This window comes from Ruegeria sp. HKCCA4812 (assembly GCF_013034245.1).
GTDB lineage: Bacteria > Pseudomonadota > Alphaproteobacteria > Rhodobacterales > Rhodobacteraceae > Ruegeria.
Map to the genome: position 1 here is coordinate 1 of NZ_WQFQ01000009.1, position 19,865 is coordinate 19,865.

The window sequence follows — 19,865 nt, forward strand, 5'->3', positions numbered from 1 at the left end:
AAATTGGCCAAGATATTTCCTGCACCGCAGCAAACGCGCAAAGCCTGATCAGAAAAGCACTCGCGCTCTATTCAGCGCATCACTTTCTGCGTCAGCAACACGTTGTTTTTCAACAGAATCCGAACAAAGCGGGCGTTCGCTGCGGATGCGAGAACTTGATTTGGCAGAACTAGCAGTCTGCGGGCCGGCTGCTACGGCACGTGTCAGTCCAAATGTCATTGAACGGCCCCGTAGAAAGTCGTTCCAAAACACACTGCTGCACCAAAGCTTTGCTTTGGTATATTTCTATCATTTTTTGTCAAAACTGGCGCAATTAGCTTTCTTAAACAACAGTCTCGCGGAATTCTGTTCTGCGTCGCCAAGCCCCTTCATCTGCAGTGTTGAAGAAATTACAAGTTTGTCGCGGGGTCATTAAAAAATTAGGCTATAAGCTAAGAGCAAGCATTTAAAAGTCATCGCTGTAAATCGTTAGGCAGCTCTTCACTCCACTTTCTTAGCTCATCGAGGAATCCAAGGGCTGTGCTGCCAAACTCGGTGATGGAATATTGAACCGAAACAGGGGAAGTATCCATCACTTGTCTTGCAACCAAACCCTGCTCCTCAAGTTGGCGTAATCTCTCAGCGATCATCTTCTTACTAGCCCCACCGATCATACGCGATAGATCGTTAAAACGCACGGGACCATCTTTGAGGTGCCACAAAATCGAGCCGGTCCATTTTCCGCCAATGATCCGCATACCTCTTTCGATTGCGCATGGCTCCAGACAAGCCTCCGAGACCTGTCGACGGCGTTTGGCGTCCTCTTCAATCCGCGCTCGCATTGTCATCCTTCCGCTCAGATAGCCAGGTTACCAAAAGTATACTGGTTGATTTCTCATACCTACACTCTCAAATGCTCTCTGAACCCGGCGAAAGTCAAGGGTTCAGAGACTGCACAAATAGGATATGGACATGAGCAAAATCCTGATCGTGAATGGCACCCAGCCCTACGAATTCGCCCCCGGACAGTTGAATGCAAGCCTCGTTGAACGTGCACGGAATACGCTGACAGCAATGGGGCACGACGTGCGCGTGACCACTGTCGCTGATGGATATGACGCGAATGCAGAGGTCGACACGCACCTGTGGGCCGATACAGTCATCATGCAGTTCCCGGTGAACTGGATGGGCGTTCCGTGGATTTTCAAGAAATACATCGATGAGGTGTACACGGCCGGTATGGACGGCCGCTTGTGTGCAGGTGACGGTCGAACGACCGACGCGCCCAAAGTCAATTACGGTACCGGCGGCACGCTAAACGGTAAGAAATACATGCTGTCAGTTACCTTCAACGCCCCGAAAGAAGCGTTCGATGACGAGTCCGAGCCTTTCTTTGCGGGCGCCAGCGTCGACGACCTGCTAGCGCCGATGCACCTGAACGCAAAGTTCTTTGCCATGCAGCCTCTTACGACTTTTGCTGCATTCGATGTTATGAAGAACCCGGAAATCGAGGCCGATTTTGCTCGATTTGACGCACATCTGAAAACCACATTTGCCGAGGTTGAACATGTCCCAGCCTGATATTCACCTGTATACCGCAGGCACGATGAACGGCTACAAACCGGTCATTTTTCTGGAAGAGGCAGGTATCCCCTACGACCTGACCCATATCAACTTTTCCAAACACGAGCAGAAGGCACCAGACTATTTAGCGCTTAATCCGAACGGAAAGATCCCAACGATTGAGGACCGTTCGGAAGGCCGCGCGATCTTCGAATCCGGCGCGATCCTGTGGCATCTGGCCGAGAAATACGGAAAATTTCTGCCTTCGGACCCGGCAAAGCGGTCCGAGGTAATGCAGTGGATGCTGTTTCAGGTCGGTCACGTCGGGCCGATGATGGGACAAGCGATGTATTTCCAGCACATCGCTGCGCCTAATGGCCATGAAGAGCCCTTTTCAATCCGTCGCTACGTGGACGAAAGCCGCCGGTTGATGGAGGTGATGAATACGCGTCTGGACGGGCGGGACTGGATCGCAGCGGACGAATACACCATTGCCGACATGATGTTGTACCCGTGGGCGCGTGCTTATGTCTGGGCACGGGTGGATGTGTCGGACCTACCGCATCTGAACGCCTGGTTCGACCGTATGGATGCGCGACCTGCCGTCCAGCGAGCGCTGACCATCCCCAAGGCCAACCCACAGTTCTGGGATGCTGACGCAGATTCCAGCGCCTTTGCCAAGGAAAACGCGGCGCGTTTTTCCGGCGACGTGAGAGGAACCTGAGCCGTGCAAGCTGCTCTGCCTATTCGCGTCGATATCGTGTCAGACGTTGTTTGTCCTTGGTGTGTGATCGGCTATCACCAACTTGCCAAAGCCGCGCGCGACACTCAGACCGAACTGGATATCCATTGGCATCCATTCGAGTTGAATCCGCAGATGGCCGAGGGTGGTGAGAACCTGCGCGACCACCTGGCATCGAAATACGGGACGACGCTGGAAGGGTCGATCAAGGCACGAGCCCGCCTGACCGTGATGGGCGCGGCACTGGGGTTCACGTTCAATTACGCCGATGACATGCGGATGTATAACACCTTCCGCGCGCATCAATTGATTGACTGGGCCGCCGAACAAGGCAAAGGCCATGAAATGAAGCAGGCCCTTTTTTCGGCGTTCTTTACACGCCGCGAAAACGTCTCGGACATACAGGTTCTGGCCGATGCGGCTGCTGGCATCGGGCTGAACTGCGCGGATGCGCTGGACATGTTGCAAAGCCAAGATCGGGCCAATCACGTGCGCCAGAAAGAGCAATTCTGGATCAGCCGAGGAGTTCGGGGTGTGCCCGCAATGGTGTTCGACGAACGTCACCTTGTGACCGGCGCGCAGGGCAAGGAAAACTACGCCCGTATCCTGCTGCATCTACGAGACGACAGGGCCGCGTGACATCCGTGAATACCGGGCCCTTCCGGCGCAATACCCCCACGATCAGGCGGGTGTTGCCCGGCATGCCCTCGCTGAACAACAATTGTGGGGGTTGCATGACGAAAGTCTCCGCGACAACCTTCATCTTATAGTGAAACACAATCTGGGTGGCCGCTGGTCGGCCACTACAGCCTTTCAACCTTGAAGAGTTCCCAATTTATGGCATTGCATGACCACCCCATGTGGCGAAAGCCCCAACATCACCAGGACCTTGACCATGCACATGATCATGTCCACTGGGCCGAGCTGTTCTACGACCTGATCCATGTCGTGACAATCTTTCTGCTGGGCAATTACTTGTCGCATCATCTCGATCTGCATGGGTTTCTTGTGTTCGCTGGTATCTTCATCACGCTCTGGTACGCGTGGGGCGAACTCAGCATATTCAACTCGATCTTCGTCAGCACCGATTTCTGGCACCGGCTGATTATGGCCGTGATGATCTGCACGGTGATGTTCATGGCAGCGGCGATCCCGGCTATTGACGGCAAGGGTTGGGTTTTCTTCGCGTTAGGATTTGCAGCGAACAGGGCCATGCTCGCGGCGCTGTACTATCGCGCCCGGCGGGTCAATTCTTCAGGCGAGTCCATGTCGACGGCCCAGATCCGGAATTTTTCGGTTTTTGCGGTGATCTTTGTCATCACGGCATTTCTGCCAACACCCTTGGCCTATTGGGTGTTTGCTGCCGCAATGGCGGCCACACAGGCGATGTATATGATCCCAGGCCTCACTGTATTGCGCTTCGAACGTTTCGTCCCGCGCCTTGGCCATATGGCGGAACGGTTTGCTCTGCTGACACTGATCGTTCTGGGCGAAGGGTTCTTCAAACTCGTCGTTACTTTGTCCGAGAAAGGCATCTACAAAGTCTCACTTGATGTGCTTGTTAATTTCGTCATCGGTGGCGTTTCGATGTTCGTCATGTGCTGGATTTATTTTGACTTTGTCGGCAACGCCAAGCCCAACGACAAGAAGGTGTCGACGTTGGTGATCTGGTGGCTTGCGCATCTGATCTTGATGTTATGCGGCGTCATGGTAGGCGTGGCCCTAGCTGCCGAGGTCAAAGTCGGTTTTTGGGAGCCATACCCGACCGAATATGCCGCCATTGGCTGTTTCGGCCTTGCAGGATATATCGCCATGCTTTGGGTGCTCCAGAACGTTATTGAACACCGTCTTGCATCGGACTTTGGGCGCTGGGATGTAAGGGTATTTGGGATCGTTCTGGCTATTGCCTGTTTCTTCATCGTCCCCCATGTTCCCTCGTTGGTTGGCAATCTGATCTGGGGCACAGCCTTGCTATCGCAAATCGCGATCCCCCTGATGCGCGCCTGGACGCAGTTTCGACATGAGTGAGGCAGTTACAAATTCGGGCTATCTAAAAAGGAAAGTCTATTGGTGGCTCGAGCGCCCGGACAGGGCGGCCACCGGTCCATGGTTGCTTGAAATAGCTCTAATTGTCCTCATCACACTGAACGTGGCCGCCGTTATCCTGGAGACGGTCGACTCCATATATACCCGTTGGGGCCTGGCGCTGAACCTCTTTGAGGGTTTTTCTCTGTTCGTATTCGTAGTCGAATACGCGGCAAGGCTGTGGGTCGCCACCGAAAATCCAAGTTACAAAACGCGGGCTGCCTGGGCCGTCTCCCCGATCGCCATCATCGATTTATTAGCGATTTTACCTGCGCTGCTCTATTTGATCTTCCCGGTTGATCTGCGTCTGTTGCGGACCTTCCGTATGTTGCGGCTCCTCAAACTCACTCGGTACTCGCCTGCACTCGGCATGCTGCTCGCTGTGTTTGAGGAAGAGGCCGGCGCCTTTTTTGCAGGTTTTTTTATCCTGATGGTGATGCTGATCTTTGCTGCCAGCGGTGCATGGCTGGCAGAGCACGAAGCGCAACCGGAGGCATTTGGATCGATCCCAGCGGCGATGTGGTGGGCGATGGCAACGCTTACGACCGTTGGTTATGGCGACGTAACGCCCGTGACAGTTGCCGGTAAGATCTTCGGCGCTGCGATCACGGTGATTGGCATTGGGATGGCCGCATTGCCCGCAGGGATCATTGCCAGCGGCCTGAACGACCAGTTGCACCGCCGACGGGCCAGCCTGGAACGTGAATTTCGAAAGGCCTTGGAAGACGGCGATATCTGCGACGCGGACGAGGCCGTTATTGAAGCCGTTCGCAAGCAATTGGGTCTCTCGCGTCGCGCTGCCGATCATATCCGAAACCGCGTGCATGCTGAGACCATGTCACAAGCCGATCACTGCCCTACCTGCGGGCAAACTGTGCAAAAGGGCAAGCCCTAAGCGTGCGTAATTGGCCTGCCACTGATCAGGTGCCGAGCTCCCAACTGGATCACAGCAGATCTGTGAAAATGTGGGATTTCGAATAGAGTATTTCGCGTGCTTGGATGTTTCGCTGCTGTCCTTCGCGATCTGTGTTGTCGACGGCATCCACGCAACTTGCTGTCGATAGCACGATGGAACAGAGCAAGCTTTCTCAGGTTTTTGCGAGCTCAAGCCGGGGGTGAATGACCCAAGCCTGCTTTGGCTGCAATAGCCGCTTCTGTACCAACAGCCTTCCCTTGTTCCAGGGGCGCGACGTGTTGCGAAAACGGGAACTTGGTTTTTGAACATTGTGGAACCTACATCCATTCCCGTCCTTCCCAAAATCGGCAAGTTGCCAATGGCTGTGGTCTGGTCGCTGCTCGCGTGCCTTCCCTTCGCGCAAAGTCGCCCATGATCGCTGAATTGAAAGCCAGAAGAGCTGCCGATCAGCTCGATTAATACTGGTACCACCTGAGGTGTCGTGACGCAGAACTTGCGGGGAAGCACATGCTGAAGCTTCAAAATGCAGCGGGAGCCGACCACTCTGAACTGCTGCTTGTTGCCTCTTTGTCATCTGTTCTTTTGTCTGAGGTCGTGGGGATTTACCTGCGGTTGAAGCGTATAGGCCGCCCTGTGACTTAAGAAAAACCGCAGAACCTAACCCATAAATCTACGCGGTGTTTGGTCACAGCTTTCCCATAGATCTGCATGCCACAGAGAACCCCAGGAACAAAGGGTCCTCTGACACAGTTGCTAAACACAAAAACAGTTTACTCCCAGCTTCCAGAAGTCGAGCGCCAAGTCTTGGCTTCGGCATCCCAAACACTGGCGCTGACGCATGGCGTCGGATTTATTCCCTCGCAATCGGATCCATGGACGTCCGCAAGGACAATACGTTGGCTCCCAAAATCAACGACCGTCCAGCCTTGGTTGAGCAAGGAATGCACCTCTTCGCTAATCCAAAAGTGCGACATGCATCCGCCGGTACTACAGTAAAGGGATGCGGCGCTCGAACACGCAAAACCAGACTCATTCAGAACCCAGTCGCGTTGTAGATCTCCGTCGAGATCGACCCTTTCAACCGCGCCCCAGGCTATGTCAAACTGGCCGTCGTTGAACTCCGCGCAGGCTCGTGCCGCCAGATCAACCTTCGCCTGCAAACCGGGCGGAAGTTGCGATACATCAGCCGCGACAGCTGGTGAGGTCCAAACTAGTCCCGAAACAAGTACGATCCCGGAAACCAAATACTTCAGCTGGTGCTCTATTGGGGAAACTGATTGGAAGGCGGCGTCAATTGCATTGATCATATCTGAAGTCCCCGTATTCCAGCCAGTTTTCCGCGCCTTCGTTAAAAATCAGAAACTCGGACCTGTCTTCCCCAAGCAGGGCGACGACAAATCCGGCCGGCGGCTTAGAGTTTCCAAAATAACTATAGGCGGTCATGGCTCTGATCGACTCGCCATTGACCGATACTCGCGCGTCCCACTCCCCGTCCGGAGTGTCCAAAATTACGGGTTCGATCACGCGCTCTACCACTCCGCCACCACAATAGACGATGCCTTCAGGGGGTTCGTAGGAGGCCCCCTGGCTAGCACCTGAACCGCAGGCGGAACGAAGGGACTGAATTGCCGCGCTGGAACCTTTCAAGTCAAAGATTCCGTAGCTGACAACTTGATCAATCATGGACAGATTAACCAATGCATTGGCCGCAAGCTGGTCCAGTACAAAACCATAGTCCTCTTGACTATTGAAACTGACTTCGACGGGATAGTTGTCGACGATCTGCACGGCAGCGTTTTCTGCGCCAACCTGAAATGCCCCAACTTCGGTGGTGCCGTTCTTCAAAAATCGAATGGAAAGCCCCTGCTTCTGCACAATGTCCTGGCTGTCCTCATATCCAGCCGGAGCAAAGCGGATACGGTTACACTGAAGTTCCAGCGTCATGTTTCCGGTCTGAATAAATGCATTGGGACTAGGCCCGGAACTGAACGACCACTCCGCCGATGCTGTGGTTGCCATTGCCATCATCAGCGCTCCAACGGAAATCGGCTTGAAATTCATTCTTTCTCTCTCCACGGCGTTGCATTTGGCTCTTTCTTTCAGCAGAGCGTCGGGCCCACCGCCCGGGTAACCAGATCAGGAAACAGGTGCGCCGTATTCGTTTGCGCCTTCTTGAGAAGGGCGCGTTAGCCACCAGATCATCAGGATGGACAGAACCAATTGAAGAATTGAGAAAACAACAATGCCGGTTGCGCCCAAAACTGCCGCGGGTCCACGTAATGTATCGGGGTTTTCCGTTCCTTGCTCCAATACCGAAAAGAACGCCACCCCGCCCAGCATAACAAAAAGCGTTGTAATGCTAAGCGCCATCGGCAGCAGCAAATACCAGCCAGGTCGCCCTGTATCATGCAGCCTCCGCCAACCGGCGGCCAGCATGGGTATAAGAACGGCCAGTTGGAAAACAGAGGACAGAACCCGAGATCCCTGCCCCGTTTCGGGATTGGTTCCGAATATGATCGTATCCAGCACAGCTAATACGGCACTCACGAGAACCACGAACAAGAAGAACCACCAGTATTCTGATCGTAAAGCCCGACCCGAGAACTGGAAGTATTTCGAAAAACACGTTTTTACTGCTTCAACGAATCCCATGTTTTTGTCCCTTCGTCGTTTCTTGGCGGCGTCAAAAACGCTTGGCCGCGTAGGGAACACTCGCTCTTGCGAAAATCCCCACATTCTTTTTGTTTGAAAGCAAAAGCCTTTCGCACGAAAGATTAGGGAAATTTACGCGCGGAAAAAATATTGATTTATGAAAAATTAGATTCAAATATGAGAATTCGACGCAACTTTATTTTACCTCCGTTGTTGTCGCTGTCGCCCGTTTTACCGGGCCCTTCCGACTGTCGGAGTGAGTGCTGGCAGTCGGAAGGCGTTTTCAATGACCGAGCGTTGGGAGAACGCGATGCCAAGACTCAAAATACTAGCTCTTCTTCCAACATGCGCTCCAGCTTTTTCCAGTGCGGTCACGCGTTGTTGGCAGTGCATGCGATCAACGCAATATTGTTCTGCCGGCCAAACCTTGAATGGCGAGTCTTTTGAGAACGGCAGTCACCAGTTCGAGGTATGCACGATTGGCCGCTTAGGCGCTGGAGCTTCAAAACGTCGCCTCTAATTCAATTGAGATCAAAGAACCCAAAGGGAGAAGAAAATGACCAACAAAATGGTGATGGTTGCAGGCACGACATGTTTCGCACTGCTTGCGGCCTGCGACGATACGGGTACATCAAGCGCGTCTGCCGAGCTCACGCCCGCTCAGCAAGCGTGTTTGCGAGACGTAGCCAATACAACGAACAATTCGCAAGTCGTTGTGCTGTCGTCTGCTTTCAGCGAGGCGGGAACCCAGGTCACCGTCGGCGTTGGCGAGGATCGTGCCCCATGGAACTGTATTGCTTACAGTGATGGCGCCACAGCCGGTATCGAGTTCCTGGGCGACGAAGGCGCATTGTGACCTGTTTGGTGCGTGGCTGAACACGGCCGCGCAGCACTGGCTCGCTCTTCGGAATGCTCGACTTGGTGTGTAGAATAGCCACCATCGTATTCGCGATCCTTTACCTGTTGGCGTTGATTGCGTTCATGACGGGTACATTTGGTTGGTTGGGGCAAGAAAAAGACCCTTTGTCCGGGGTGTTCCTTTTGCCGTTGGCTTTGCCTTGGATACTTCTAGCGGACTTGGTCTCGGAGGCGACCAAACCTTGGTTCGCGGCGCTCGCACCGGTTTTCAATCTTTTGGCGCTGGTCTTGATTTGCAAATGGGTACGCAGTTTGCGGCAGTAGTGAACGCCGAACGCATTCTCACCAAAAGGGAGGAAAACATGGGAAAAGTGATCTTGGGTATCGTGATCGGGCTCGTCCTCGGCGTGGTTGGGGCAATGACCTTGGGTGGAGGTGCCGCGATGGGTGTCGGCGTTGCGACAGGCTTGTCCGCCGGTGTCTGCTCTACATTGAAAGGCGCACAAGCCGAGAACCTGATCACCGCCGAGCAAGCGGATCAGATCCTCAATCGCGTGAATTCCGAGATGGCATCACTGCAAGGAATTGAAACGACGGACGAGATCGTCGGCAGCGCACAGGCATGCGATGAGTTTCTGTCCAAGTTGCGGGAAGCGAAGTGAAGTTCCGCTTTGTACAGAAGAACACTGTAAGGATTAGCCAACAGGGGACAATCTGATGAAACTCCGTTTACTGAATCTCCTCACACCCATGCTTGCAATTTCGGGCACAGCTGCTCTTGCAATGTCGGAAGCCGATGACGCGTGTATCGATCATTTACGGCAACTTGGTGGGCCAGACGGTCAATCCGGTACGATTGAAAGCTCAGAGTTTTCCGAAGCTGGCACGCTGGTTATGCTACGTGACGCAGGTGGGACACTTTGGCGATGCATCGCGTACAAGGATGGAAGCATTGGAGAGATGTCGGTTGTCGAGGCGATGGATGATGGTGGTGGAGCTATGGCCGGCGCCGAAGGATCTACTGAAAGCCAACGCGTCAAATTTGATGCTGGTTCAACTGGCGCCGAACTCGTTGGCCAACTCGCGCCCGGAGCGTCCCAGCAATATGTCCTTGGCGCCAAAAACGAACAGTTCCTTTACGTTCGCGTTGCTCCGCGAAACGGCACATTGGACTACGTTATTCGGAACCCCGATGGTTCTGAACTGTTGGGATTGATGTCGGCGGACAATGAGTATCGAGGGCAGCTGTGGCAATCCGGTGATCATGTTGTCGAGGTCATCAACTGCGGCAACTCTTCCGTCGGCTACAACGTTATATTCGGTATTGAATAGGTGATCGACGGAAAACCCTGGAACGGCAACTCAAATCAGCTAGGAAAAAACAGATGAAATCCAAAGTCTTTTTGGTGATCGGTACAGTGTGTATTTCTGTACTCTCAGCATGCGACGAGAGTGGCGGGTCAGTGGATGCGAGTGCACCAACTGTGGGCAGCTCTAGCGATCTTTCGTCGTTTGAAGGGGCCAGAGCGGGTCAGGCTGAAATGGGCATCCAAAGTCTTGGGTTTGAACTTATCCGAAGCGAAGGGCTGACCTCTTACTGGTTTAACAAAGATACCGGCGCATGTGCGCGGATCACGACATCTGAAGGAAGGTATTCAGATGTAACTATGCTGCCATCAGGCGACTGCTGACACATTTTCATCAATCTCAAATCTGAAAAAAGGAGCTCTAGTTTGCATTTTGATCTGGCACACGCGGCGGTCATCGTTGTCGCTTTGATTATCACAAACCTGGCATTGAAGTCGGCCGGCGTGATCAACGAAGAAAACAAACACCAGTGGAATTGGAAAGTTGTTCTGGCCTACTTCGTGGTCGTCGTTATCATCAATCTGGTGTGGCCAATTTGAAGCTTCACGGCGGGACGCTAACCGCCACCAAAGATGTTTACGGTGAATGTGTCTCTCCGAGAGATTACCGGCTGGAAAAGTGTGAGCATCACGGGCTGAATACAGAAAGGAACACGCATGCGGTTTTTGACGTCACTCATATTCATTGGTGTTCTGGCAACCGCTGCGACTTCTGACGTCACCAGCCGAAACGGTGGCCCTAGCAACAGCCAAATGCTTTCAAAAAGTGGCGACGGAGGGGTCGATGGCGTCGCTTTCTTCCGCCCAGTCTTAAGCGGTGTGTTGTATCGATCCGGTTTCAAGGGCGGCGACAAGGATCGAACTGGCCTAAGCGAGGGTCAACGCGAAACTCTGTGCGGTGAAGGGTTTTCAACCGGGTTTTATGCCGACTTTGGCAAAAACACTGAATACGGTCGCACCAGTTGCGGAAACGGATCCTTTGACTATCAAAGTGCCAGATCCTCCCGACCCGGTGCCGTCATGGCTTCCATACACGAGGTGATTGAAAACCCTGGAAAAGGCCCTGTCCTGGTGCACTGCATGTGGGGCGTTCATTCCTCGGGTGCATTGTCGGCAATGGCGCTCGTTCAGTTTTGCGGTTGGACGGAGGAAAGGGCCAAGGAATATTGGAATGATGCCCGAAACGGTGCCCCATGTTCAGGCGGATGCGACAAGTGGATTGACGCAAAATTCTCCAACTTCAGTGTCGACCCCAACCTGAAGATTTCCGCCGAACAACGGGCTGCGATTTGCCCTAGATGATCTCCGGAGGACTATTCAAATGAAGTTCCATCTTCTGGGGTCTCTTGCTTTTATTGCACCCACCATCTTGTGGGCGAGCGACGATGTTCTGGGTGAAGCCACGACTTTTGATAGCCCTAACGGATTTACTGAGCGCTGTATTCGGATCGAGAAAATACCAACGGGCGCGTATAAGAAAAGCGATCTTGAGGAAGAAACAACCTATTGCGAGATTGATTTCTATGCCTCCGAAATTGCTGTTTGCCCAAAAACCTGGAGCACCAGCCCAGGAATGGGCGTCTACGATATTTCGGAAGGACCCTACGCCGGGAACCGTTCTGAATTCGAGAGAAACGCTTGCAAAGAGGGGAAGGCGGCAAAAGATCTGGCAAAGGACAGGGTGGCTAAATTCAAATCCACCATGAACCAGAAGGGTACAAGCGGAACGTTTTCAACCTCTTCGCTGCTCTACTACCATTTCTCCAGGTATTTCGACGCGACGGTGAACGTTCCGGTGGCGGTCTGGCGTAGCATGGACGCTCAGGCGCATCTCACCGAGGTCGCAGAGCCCGGCCTTGCGATTTCTGGTGGCTCTCATGGCGGGCGCATGAACCATGAAGGCTGGCGGGTATTCTTGGCTGCGGATGCCGATCCGAACTCGTACCAGCCAACCGATGATCTGTTCACCGCGGATCGAACGCAGATATACGGTGTCCTGCTTGACAGCCCCGGTCATCGCTACGGCTCGGAAATCAACGGCACCCGTAAATCCGGTTGGGGCAAAGGCCAAAACCGCGATTTTCAGGAAACACCCGCCTTCTTGGCCTTGCGGTCTTCAAAACCCTTGCCCGAGGCCATTGCAGAGGGTGTCAGGGAAGGTCGAAAGGATCGGCAGATCAACAAGGATCTCGGCCCCGATGTCAGCGACCAACAGATGGCATTTTGGATGCAAGAACTTACCGAGATTGTTCTGCTCGACTTCATCTTTAGCCAGCAGGACCGCGTAGGAAACATAGACTTCACACCCTATTGGTATTGGGTCGAAGACGGAGACCTGAAGCACAAGAAGGCCAAGCACCATAAGCCAAACGATGGAGATGTTCCAGCCGATGCATTATTGATCCGTCGCAGCAATCTAAACGACAACGATGCTGGTGGGCGTGTCGAATATGCCAACTTTGCGAAATCCACTCAGATGCTGGAGAAAATGCGACACTTTTCTCCAAGCACTTACCAGCGCTTGTTTGCTTTGAATAACGACCTTCAAACGCAAGGCCCGATTTATGACTGGTTGTCGCAAAGCTTTGGCCTGTCAGATAGGCAGATTGCGCAAGCCGTTAAAAATACAGCGCTGGCAACGTCCATTCTCCAGAGCAATTGTTCAAAAGGTGTTTTGATGTTCGACTTGGACCCCGTCGCATTCTTTTTGAAAAACGACACCGAGGTTGAGGCTGTGGACTGTTATGAACCGTAGGTGTTCTGCTCTTATTGCGGTGTTCATTTGGACCGCTTTGCTCGCCTGCAAAGCGGCGGCATTGGATGTCATCGTCATATCAGATCTGAATGGAAGCTATGGCTCGGTAAAATACGATGCGCGCGTCGACAAGGCAATTGAACGGATAATCGAGATTGATCCCGATCTGGTGGTTTCGACCGGAGATATGGTTGCGGGTCAGCGCATTCCCAACTTGTCAGACAAACAGGTCAGAGAGATGTGGAAGGCGTTTCACAAGGCGGTGTCAGACCCGCTGGAGGCTGCCGGAATTCCATTTGCGGTCACGCCGGGAAACCATGATGCCTCTGCCTACCGTGGTTTCGAACGTGAAAGAAAAATATACGCCGAGGAATGGGCGCCGAGAAAACCAGACGTCGATTTCCTGGTTTCGGATGACTATCCGTTCTTCTACGCGTTTGAGATGCAAGGCGTCACGTTTGCGTCTTTGGATGCCACGACCCTTGGGCCGCTATCCGGCGATCAGAAGGACCAACTTGAGGAGCTGGGGGCGAATGGAAACCCGATTGTCACTTTCAGTCACCTGCCGCTTTGGCCCTTCGCGATCCAGCGCGAACGCGAAATCATCGGTGACCCGACACTTGAGAAAATCTACCTGCAAAGCGGGGTCGTTCTGCATCTGTCCGGCCACCATCATGCCTTCTACCCAGGCTGGAAAGACGGTGTGGCTTATGTTTCCCAAGCTTGTTTGGGCGGTGGTCCACGACGGCTGATTGGTGATAATGTCAGATCACCTCACAGCTTCACTCATGTTACGTTCCAGCCGAACGGAGAGTTTGGGATAGCAGTATATCGAGGGCCCGATTTCGAAAGGTCGGTAAACTTCAAGTCGCTCCCGAAAGAGATCAGATCCCCGAATGCGGTGTTGAAACGATTGGACCTTGTGAAATAACTAGAGGCTGAGTTTCAACTCAACTTTTTCGGGGACCAGATCGTTTATCATCTCTTCGATCCGGGCTTCTGAAAGTCCACCCGAAGTAATGAAAAGCAATGAAACGCGAGACTTGCCAGGGACGTGGTGTTTTCTGACCAGCTTCCAGCCAGCGTCTGCGGCCATGGCTTGAATGGCGCCGCTGACGTTCAATGAGTGTTCTTCGTCTGAAGCTTTGAGCGAAATTTCCACGCCCTTGTTACGTCCACCGAGCCAAATGAAACACCAACAAACAACTGCCACCAGCGTGGCCATCAGCGGCAAGCCCAAACCGACCGCAAGACCAAGAACAGTTACGACTATCATTTCGACGGTGTCTACCGGATCATCCAGATTGGAGCGAAACCTGAGCAAAGCTCCGATGCCAAATATGACAAAACCAATCATTGATCCGTGCTGAACCACCAGGAATCCAACAGCCATGCCAATAAGAGCATAAAGGAAGAATAGCCTCGGCATGACCAAGTCGCCGATGCTTCTACGGGCTTTGCGTCTCACCGGATGATAGACGATCAAGCCAGCCAGAATGATCGTGACCACCACATCGAGAGTAAAGAAATACAGTTCCTGTTTGCCGCGAAACTGAGTCCATTGGCGTTCGATCAGAATTTCTGATTCCGAAGCTCCGGCCAACAACGTTGCAGGGTCGATTTGCGACACCGCAGCGCCTGGCAACAGCAGCATCAACAACACGGTTTTAAACGGGAATGTCGTATTCAGCTTTTCTTCCTTCCTGCTCAGGCCAAGGGCTTAGGCTTCACCACAGGCACATCGTGCCCCATTCAATTCAATCGCAACAAGCGGGATCAGGTAAAGAGTTCAATGAGCATTCTTCCGACATCGCATCTGAGTTGTGATAAGAACGCGATAAAGGGATGTGATCCACGGGCGAGAAAACTGAATGGCAGAAAACAAAGTGTTTCCGTCAAAACCTGAAATTTCACGGAGCTTCTTTATGCTTAGACGGCTCGCTTTTGCGCCCGGGTTAGTGGCGGCAGCCTTCCCGCTGTGGGCTGATCCTGCATGCGCCGAAAGTGCTGATCTGGTTCTGGTCGATAGGTTCAAGGTCGCAGACAAATCAGAAGGGTTTTCAGAGCCTTCAGGTCTGTCGCTTTCCAGCGCTGAAGGCTTCTTGTGGTCTGTCAGCGATGCCGAACCTAAACTGCATCTCCTTGGAATCGACGGGGCATTGGGAAACTCTTTCAAGTTGCCATCACTGAAGGGATCAGACCTTGAGGGTGTCGCTTCGCGAAAAGATGGATCTGTTTTGGTGCTTCAGGAAACTGACCGGTCAATTCTAGTCGTTCACCCAACCGACCCCATTCAACTTACAACGGTTCCACTTGCTACTCTCAAGGGTTATTCGGATGCAGCTGAAATGCTCGTCGGCAATCCATTGAACAAAGGGCCTGAGGGCATCACAGTCGATCCGGACACTGGGCGAGTATTCGTGGTCATCGAAGGGAAACCGCGGTTGTTGCTGGTATTGTCATCAGAGCTGACGGAGATCGAGGAAATCACCCCTTTGGATCGCGAATCTGGTTTTAAGTCTGACCGCGTAAATGACGATGAGCTGGATGTAAGCGGATTGGCTTGGTCTGCGTCCTCAGGTGTACTGTGGATTCTGAGCGACAAAGGGCGCCAGATCTTTTTGTACAATCCCGAGACGAGAACGGCAGAGACAATAGAACTAACTTATATGAAAAACGGCGACCGCAAGGTTGTGAAGCATCCAGAAGGGATCGCCCTGGATGAGCCCAATGGACTTCTCTACATCCTGACAGATGATGCCGAGAAATCGCGACTGTATGTTTTTGATATTCCCGAATTTTGATAGCTAGAAAACGAAGCTCACACCGCCACAATGGCTTCCGCAAGTTGTTGCAGCTTGCTTTGTACGCATCTACCTTTGTCCGCCTCAATCAGAACCTCCGTTGTAGTGTGGCTGGGACTAGGCGACCTTGATCCAGCGCAGGACATTGCGCGGGTAAATTTCATGTTCACGTCATACGTCGCAAAAAGGCTTCAGCCGTCGTGACATGCTTGTTTTTGACCTCTGGCGACATGCGCCCAGCCGTACGGCACATCATCGCCCAACGAGGATTGCCAGCAAGTCTATCGGTGTGTTTCAGGATAAAGCGCCAATAAAGCCCGTCCCAGATATCTGCCCAGGGCCCTTTGCCCCAATGGCTCATTTTTCGAATGTAGTTTGAGCCGGAAAAATACGGTTTGGTGGTGATCAACCCGCCATCGGCATGCTGGCTCATCGCGTAGGCATTGGGAACCATCACCCAATCATAGCTGTCGACGAACATTTCCATGAACCAGCGATAGACATGGTCTGGATCAATCTCACACAGAAACATAAATCCTCCTAGTACCATAAGGCGTTCAATGTGGTGGCAATACCCGGTTTCGAGCACCCTTTTGATCGTGTCGTCCAGCGGATCAATACCAGTGGTTCCGTTGTAGAAAGAGCGATGCATAGGGCGATGATGGCCCCAATGGTTTGTAGTGCGCATCTGCACACCAAGGTTCTCATAGGTAGCACGCATAAACTCGCGCCAGCCAATGATCTGGCGGATGAATCCTTCTACCGAGTTCAGGGGAATTCCCTTGCGATCAGCATGCGCCAAGGCAGCGTCCAAAACTTGCTTCGGCGTCAACAAGCCAATGTTCAAAGCAGGCGTAAGAACGGCATGCCACAGCCAGTTTTCCCCCTCGACAATAGCATCTTCATAGTCGCCAAAGTGTTCGAACCGCCGTTCCAGAAACTGCGCCAGCCAGTCGGATGCAGCTTTGTGTGACGTCGGATAAAATAGCGTATCCAGGCCACCCAATGCATCTGGAAATTCAGCGATAACGCTCGCTTTTGCAGCTTCATCAACTGCGTCATGGGCAGGCCAGTCGATCCAAGGCAGGCTGCCCAACAGCGCCTTGGGCACTTTTTTTCGGTTTTCCTCGTCAAAACTCCATTGTCCCCCGGCCGGTTGGCCGCTGTCCATCAACACGTTCAAACGGCGGCGTTGGCCCTTGTAGAACTCCGCCATGAACCAGCGTTTTCGACCGGCAGACCAATCCAGATTGTCGGCCCGCGTATTCATAAAGCCGGGGGATGGCTGGATATCGAGCGTGATGTCGGTATTGCCAGCCGCTGCCCGAAAACGTCTTTCTGCAATGAAGTCTACTGGATCAGCCATGATCACTCGGCTGACACCACGATCACGCAAGTTTTGAAAAAGTCGCAGACATGCACCCGCCTGCCGCTCAAAGGGCCAGATCGCAGCATCAAAGCCCTTGGCGACCAAGCCATCGCGATAGCGCGCCATTGAGGCGCGGTGCAGCCAAAGCTTTTGCTTGTGCATCGTGGCGGGATAATACGCGTCGCCAAAGAACAGCGGGTCTTCGAAAAGCACAACAGTATCGGGCCGGGCGGCCAGGCCCGGGTGTTGGGCAAACAATTGGTTGGGAAGTAAAAGGGCGGCAGTGGACATGGGCTATGGTCTTTGTTGGGTGGCCAAGTTCAATTGGCGTAGAAGCGACGGGATCTTCTTTCGAAGGCCGAAGAACCCGGCCTTCGCATGAGGCCATGTTATAGCGTCGTACGGCCGAATTATCCTGTTCAAAGAAAGGCCTGCGTCTCTCAATACAGGTTCCGCACGATCCAGCCGTGACCGAGTGGGACCGACAGGCGCATAGGCTGTTGCAATGGTCGTAACACCTGCATTCCGTGCTGCCTCGATCAACGTACCACACCAGTCCTCGGTCGATTGCCCGAGTTTTCCGTGGGGTTCCAAAGCGTTGCTCATCGCGCCCTTGGCAAAATCCTGTACAACATCTCCCATCTGGTTTGGGGATCGACCATGCGTCGCCAAAAGTCCGATCTTGGCAACAGGCGATGTCGGCATCAATTGATGAGCTGACAGATCATCTTCTGTCAACAGCAACAGATAAGGGCTGTCTGAGGGCATGTGCGGACTTGAAGGGGGAACGAGCGGGTGTTCTACCGGCTCGGTCAGCGGTTCCGCAAATTTGGCCAGGCCTTTCGGTTGAAACCGTCCTTCAGTGTATTTGGCAATATTGTCAGGGCGCGCGAGGTAAGTTTTGCCTTTCGTGTGCAATCCGCCAACCCAGCGCCAGCTCAGCGTGTTCGATGCGGGATCGCCATCCAGCAAATGTCGCAAAAAGAAATCTGCACCAAGCTGCCAGGGTAAGCGAAGTGTAAAAATCCAGATTGATGCAAACCACATGCGCGCATGGTTATGAAGGTAGCCTGTCGCCACCAGTTCCCGCGCCCAATGGTCGAAACAGTCGATGCCGGTATTGCCGTTCACTGCATCATTGAAACGGGTCTTTAAGCCCTCATCATCTCTTAATCGCTCACAAGCGCTCAGCAAATCCCGCTGATACAGTGACCAGACGCTAGGCCTTTGTTCCATCCAACCCTTGAAGTACGTGCGCCAAAAAACTTCTTGCACGAATTTCTCCGCCGCGTTGAAATTATGCGACGCTAAAACCGTTGCCAGTACTTCTTTCTCCGTTATCAAACGGTGGCGCAGCCAAGGTGACAAACCCGAAACATTGCTGCGACGCTCAGTCCCAAAATCGTAGTTTCGCGCACTTGCGTAATGGCGTCCGGTGCGTCCCACGAACTGCGTCAGCCTTATAAGACCGTTGGTCCTTGTGGGTTTGAAATCAAACGTCTCTTTCGCTTCATCAAGTTCTGAAAACATCTCGATCATGCAGCCGATCTGCATTTTTTTGAGCAGTATTTCACCTCATCCCAAACGTTTTCCCATTTCTTGCGCCACGTGAACGGGCGCTGGCAGACCGGGCAGACCTTCTGGGGTAAGTCGGCTTTCTTGCGCATCTTCATCATTGATCCTCCAGAGGCAGGCTGAGTTGCTTTTGATTTTGAGACGCCCGCGCGACTTTGCGAGGATTCCGCCGATTCTTTCGGCTGGCGTGTTTTGTCACGATGGCGTGTGCTTCGGAACGAAACTCCGCACTTCGGCGCACGCCCCAAACCCGCTCGCGCGCGGCCTTGGCTGCCGCTAGATGGTCAAAAACACGCTCTGGATAAAGCGTTCCAATGATGTCTTTCGCGTTGTGAGCTTTCCAGGGTTCATGGATATGCTGATCTGCAATTTGGGACAATTCCGGCAACCATGTCCGAATGAACAACCCTTCTGGATCCTGATCATAGCCCTGCTTAACCGGATTATAGATGCGCACGGTATTGATGCCAGTGGTGCCTGATTGCATCTGCACCTGACTCCAGTGAATGCCCGGCTCATAGTCGGTAAACATGCGCGCCAAATGCTCACCCGGGGCCCGCCAATCCAGCCAAAGATGATAACTTGCAGTGGCCATCACCATTGCGCGCATCCGAAAGTTAAGCCAGCCCGTTGCCCGCAATGACCGCATGCATGCGTCCAGAAATGGATATCCCGTTTCTCCGTTGGACCATGCGGTCAAGAGCTGGGCATCTGGCGCTTTCGGTCGAAGACCATCGTAGAGCCGATGCAGATTTTCAAATTCAATCCGGGGTTCATCCTCAAGTTTCTGAATAAAATGGCAATGCCAATGCAAACGGCCCGAAAACGAGCGAAGCGATTTACGCCAATCCTTTGCCTGCGGCGGCAACCGGCGTCTCTGATTTTCAGTAGCTTGCGACACCTCGCGCATCGAAAGCGCACCCCAAGCCAGATAGGGCGACAGCCGCGAACACGCAACGGCCCCCTCCAAGGGGCTGGACATTTCGCGTTGGTATCTTTTGCCACGGTGGGTCAGAAAACTGCTCAGACGTTCCAAACCCACAGCTTGTCCACCGGCTTGACGACCAACACATGTATCATCCCGCAAGCCAAGGTCGCGCCCCGTGGGAATATAGCCCGGTTCTACGTCGATATGCTTAAGCGCAACTGGTGAAGCAACGGGCAAAGCCATAAACCGATCCCAACGTTCCGCCCAGCCAT

General features: G+C 53.2%; 23 protein-coding genes. 14 read left to right on the forward strand and 9 right to left on the reverse strand.

Translation table 11 applies throughout. From position 1 onward, the window contains the following. A partial coding sequence (locus tag GOW04_RS21815; RefSeq protein ID WP_217356953.1) for a hypothetical protein occupies positions 1-415 on the forward strand: 415 nt, incomplete at its 5' end. 37 nt (positions 416-452) lie between these two features. Here GOW04_RS21815 and GOW04_RS18635 read toward each other — a convergent pair. Then, complete coding sequence (locus tag GOW04_RS18635) at positions 453-737, reverse strand: helix-turn-helix domain-containing protein (RefSeq protein WP_253286204.1); 285 nt, start codon at positions 735-737, stop codon at positions 453-455. A 214-nt stretch (positions 738-951) separates the two neighbouring features. Here GOW04_RS18635 and GOW04_RS18640 point away from each other — a divergent pair, with 214 nt between their 5' ends. The 5 genes from GOW04_RS18640 to GOW04_RS18660 all read left to right on the forward strand — a co-directional run bounded on the left by GOW04_RS18640 (position 952) and on the right by GOW04_RS18660 (position 5,264). Continuing rightward, positions 952-1,560: an NAD(P)H-dependent oxidoreductase gene (locus GOW04_RS18640; RefSeq protein WP_171233591.1), complete on the forward strand. Its 609-nt coding sequence runs from the start codon at positions 952-954 to the stop codon at positions 1,558-1,560. Beyond that, a complete protein-coding gene (locus GOW04_RS18645; RefSeq protein ID WP_171233592.1) occupies positions 1,547-2,266 on the forward strand; it encodes a glutathione S-transferase family protein in 720 nt (239 codons plus the stop codon). The genes GOW04_RS18640 and GOW04_RS18645 overlap by 14 nt, the downstream gene beginning before the upstream one ends. Before the next feature lie 3 nt (positions 2,267-2,269). After that, the gene (locus tag GOW04_RS18650; protein ID WP_371814423.1) at positions 2,270-2,923 is read left to right on the forward strand and encodes a DsbA family oxidoreductase; all 654 of its coding nucleotides are present in this window, start codon (positions 2,270-2,272) and stop codon (positions 2,921-2,923) included. A gap of 198 nt (positions 2,924-3,121) precedes the next feature. After that, entirely contained in the window at positions 3,122-4,312 is a 1,191-nt protein-coding gene (locus GOW04_RS18655) for a low temperature requirement protein A (protein ID WP_171233593.1), read from the forward strand. After that, a complete protein-coding gene (locus tag GOW04_RS18660) occupies positions 4,305-5,264 on the forward strand; it encodes an ion transporter (RefSeq protein ID WP_171233594.1) in 960 nt (319 codons plus the stop codon). Before GOW04_RS18655 ends, GOW04_RS18660 begins: the two co-directional genes overlap by 8 nt. Before the next feature lie 791 nt (positions 5,265-6,055). Here the strand turns inward: GOW04_RS18660 and GOW04_RS18665 are convergent. From GOW04_RS18665 to GOW04_RS18675, 3 genes are all read right to left on the reverse strand, one after another. Further along, a complete protein-coding gene (locus GOW04_RS18665; RefSeq protein ID WP_171233595.1) occupies positions 6,056-6,592 on the reverse strand; it encodes a hypothetical protein in 537 nt (178 codons plus the stop codon). Beyond that, positions 6,576-7,346, reverse strand: a complete 771-nt coding sequence (locus GOW04_RS18670) for a hypothetical protein (protein ID WP_171233596.1) — start codon at positions 7,344-7,346, stop codon at positions 6,576-6,578. The genes GOW04_RS18665 and GOW04_RS18670 overlap by 17 nt, the downstream gene beginning before the upstream one ends. Before the next feature lie 75 nt (positions 7,347-7,421). After that, entirely contained in the window at positions 7,422-7,937 is a 516-nt protein-coding gene (locus GOW04_RS18675; protein WP_171206323.1) for a DUF805 domain-containing protein, read from the reverse strand. 556 nt (positions 7,938-8,493) lie between these two features. Between GOW04_RS18675 and GOW04_RS18680 the strand changes: the two genes are divergently transcribed. The 7 genes from GOW04_RS18680 to GOW04_RS18710 all read left to right on the forward strand — a co-directional run bounded on the left by GOW04_RS18680 (position 8,494) and on the right by GOW04_RS18710 (position 13,848). Further along, positions 8,494-8,793 (forward strand): hypothetical protein, encoded by a 300-nt coding sequence (locus GOW04_RS18680; RefSeq protein WP_152456658.1) that lies wholly within the window; start codon positions 8,494-8,496, stop codon positions 8,791-8,793. Positions 8,794-9,157: 364 nt separating this feature from the next. Then, entirely contained in the window at positions 9,158-9,457 is a 300-nt protein-coding gene (locus GOW04_RS18685; RefSeq protein ID WP_152456656.1) for a hypothetical protein, read from the forward strand. 55 nt (positions 9,458-9,512) lie between these two features. Beyond that, a complete protein-coding gene (locus GOW04_RS18690) occupies positions 9,513-10,127 on the forward strand; it encodes a hypothetical protein (protein WP_171233597.1) in 615 nt (204 codons plus the stop codon). 53 nt (positions 10,128-10,180) lie between these two features. Further along, positions 10,181-10,486, forward strand: coding sequence for a hypothetical protein (locus GOW04_RS18695; protein ID WP_152456654.1), 306 nt, complete (start codon positions 10,181-10,183; stop codon positions 10,484-10,486). A gap of 42 nt (positions 10,487-10,528) precedes the next feature. Then, positions 10,529-10,702, forward strand: a complete 174-nt coding sequence (locus tag GOW04_RS18700; protein WP_170755412.1) for a hypothetical protein — start codon at positions 10,529-10,531, stop codon at positions 10,700-10,702. A 781-nt stretch (positions 10,703-11,483) separates the two neighbouring features. Continuing rightward, positions 11,484-12,917, forward strand: coding sequence for a hypothetical protein (locus GOW04_RS18705; RefSeq protein ID WP_171233598.1), 1,434 nt, complete (start codon positions 11,484-11,486; stop codon positions 12,915-12,917). Next, a complete protein-coding gene (locus GOW04_RS18710) occupies positions 12,907-13,848 on the forward strand; it encodes a metallophosphoesterase (RefSeq protein WP_171233599.1) in 942 nt (313 codons plus the stop codon). Before GOW04_RS18705 ends, GOW04_RS18710 begins: the two co-directional genes overlap by 11 nt. On the opposite strand, the gene GOW04_RS18715 is transcribed toward GOW04_RS18710, so the two are convergent. Continuing rightward, on the reverse strand, positions 13,849-14,571 hold the full coding sequence (locus GOW04_RS18715; RefSeq protein WP_171233600.1) for a hypothetical protein: 723 nt from the start codon (positions 14,569-14,571) through the stop codon (positions 13,849-13,851). 217 nt (positions 14,572-14,788) lie between these two features. Here GOW04_RS18715 and GOW04_RS18720 point away from each other — a divergent pair, with 217 nt between their 5' ends. Next, a complete protein-coding gene (locus GOW04_RS18720) occupies positions 14,789-15,721 on the forward strand; it encodes an SdiA-regulated domain-containing protein (protein ID WP_171233601.1) in 933 nt (310 codons plus the stop codon). A 166-nt stretch (positions 15,722-15,887) separates the two neighbouring features. On the opposite strand, the gene GOW04_RS18725 is transcribed toward GOW04_RS18720, so the two are convergent. The 4 genes from GOW04_RS18725 to GOW04_RS18740 are packed head-to-tail and all read right to left on the reverse strand — an operon-like array spanning position 15,888 to position 19,836. Then, entirely contained in the window at positions 15,888-17,381 is a 1,494-nt protein-coding gene (locus tag GOW04_RS18725) for a cryptochrome/photolyase family protein (protein ID WP_171233602.1), read from the reverse strand. A gap of 3 nt (positions 17,382-17,384) precedes the next feature. Next, positions 17,385-18,629, reverse strand: a complete 1,245-nt coding sequence (locus GOW04_RS18730) for an FAD-binding domain-containing protein (RefSeq protein ID WP_171233603.1) — start codon at positions 18,627-18,629, stop codon at positions 17,385-17,387. Further along, positions 18,626-18,766: a DUF2256 domain-containing protein gene (locus GOW04_RS18735; protein WP_171233604.1), complete on the reverse strand. Its 141-nt coding sequence runs from the start codon at positions 18,764-18,766 to the stop codon at positions 18,626-18,628. The genes GOW04_RS18730 and GOW04_RS18735 overlap by 4 nt, the downstream gene beginning before the upstream one ends. Then, on the reverse strand, positions 18,763-19,836 hold the full coding sequence (locus tag GOW04_RS18740; protein WP_254430209.1) for an FAD-binding domain-containing protein: 1,074 nt from the start codon (positions 19,834-19,836) through the stop codon (positions 18,763-18,765). The genes GOW04_RS18735 and GOW04_RS18740 overlap by 4 nt, the downstream gene beginning before the upstream one ends. Between the last annotated feature and the right edge of the window lie 29 nt (positions 19,837-19,865).

What these genes read in the sequence shown, in the direction of transcription:
- GOW04_RS18710 (WP_171233599.1), top strand. Translation starts at nt 12,907, where the DNA reads ATGAACCGTAGGTGTTCTGCTCTTATTGCGGTGTTCATTTGGACCGCT.
- GOW04_RS18645 (WP_171233592.1), top strand. Translation starts at nt 1,547, where the DNA reads ATGTCCCAGCCTGATATTCACCTGTATACCGCAGGCACGATGAACGGC.
- GOW04_RS18670 (WP_171233596.1), bottom strand. Translation starts at nt 7,346, where the DNA reads ATGAATTTCAAGCCGATTTCCGTTGGAGCGCTGATGATGGCAATGGCA.
- GOW04_RS18680 (WP_152456658.1), top strand. Translation starts at nt 8,494, where the DNA reads ATGACCAACAAAATGGTGATGGTTGCAGGCACGACATGTTTCGCACTG.
- GOW04_RS18685 (WP_152456656.1), top strand. Translation starts at nt 9,158, where the DNA reads ATGGGAAAAGTGATCTTGGGTATCGTGATCGGGCTCGTCCTCGGCGTG.
- GOW04_RS18740 (WP_254430209.1), bottom strand. Translation starts at nt 19,836, where the DNA reads ATGGCTTTGCCCGTTGCTTCACCAGTTGCGCTTAAGCATATCGACGTA.
- GOW04_RS18720 (WP_171233601.1), top strand. Translation starts at nt 14,789, where the DNA reads ATGGCAGAAAACAAAGTGTTTCCGTCAAAACCTGAAATTTCACGGAGC.
- GOW04_RS18660 (WP_171233594.1), top strand. Translation starts at nt 4,305, where the DNA reads ATGAGTGAGGCAGTTACAAATTCGGGCTATCTAAAAAGGAAAGTCTAT.
- GOW04_RS18655 (WP_171233593.1), top strand. Translation starts at nt 3,122, where the DNA reads ATGGCATTGCATGACCACCCCATGTGGCGAAAGCCCCAACATCACCAG.
- GOW04_RS18690 (WP_171233597.1), top strand. Translation starts at nt 9,513, where the DNA reads ATGAAACTCCGTTTACTGAATCTCCTCACACCCATGCTTGCAATTTCG.
- GOW04_RS18715 (WP_171233600.1), bottom strand. Translation starts at nt 14,571, where the DNA reads ATGCTGCTGTTGCCAGGCGCTGCGGTGTCGCAAATCGACCCTGCAACG.
- GOW04_RS18675 (WP_171206323.1), bottom strand. Translation starts at nt 7,937, where the DNA reads ATGGGATTCGTTGAAGCAGTAAAAACGTGTTTTTCGAAATACTTCCAG.
- GOW04_RS18725 (WP_171233602.1), bottom strand. Translation starts at nt 17,381, where the DNA reads ATGTCCACTGCCGCCCTTTTACTTCCCAACCAATTGTTTGCCCAACAC.
- GOW04_RS18665 (WP_171233595.1), bottom strand. Translation starts at nt 6,592, where the DNA reads ATGATCAATGCAATTGACGCCGCCTTCCAATCAGTTTCCCCAATAGAG.
- GOW04_RS18705 (WP_171233598.1), top strand. Translation starts at nt 11,484, where the DNA reads ATGAAGTTCCATCTTCTGGGGTCTCTTGCTTTTATTGCACCCACCATC.
- GOW04_RS18735 (WP_171233604.1), bottom strand. Translation starts at nt 18,766, where the DNA reads ATGATGAAGATGCGCAAGAAAGCCGACTTACCCCAGAAGGTCTGCCCG.
- GOW04_RS18695 (WP_152456654.1), top strand. Translation starts at nt 10,181, where the DNA reads ATGAAATCCAAAGTCTTTTTGGTGATCGGTACAGTGTGTATTTCTGTA.
- GOW04_RS18730 (WP_171233603.1), bottom strand. Translation starts at nt 18,629, where the DNA reads ATGATCGAGATGTTTTCAGAACTTGATGAAGCGAAAGAGACGTTTGAT.
- GOW04_RS18640 (WP_171233591.1), top strand. Translation starts at nt 952, where the DNA reads ATGAGCAAAATCCTGATCGTGAATGGCACCCAGCCCTACGAATTCGCC.
- GOW04_RS18635 (WP_253286204.1), bottom strand. Translation starts at nt 737, where the DNA reads ATGCGGATCATTGGCGGAAAATGGACCGGCTCGATTTTGTGGCACCTC.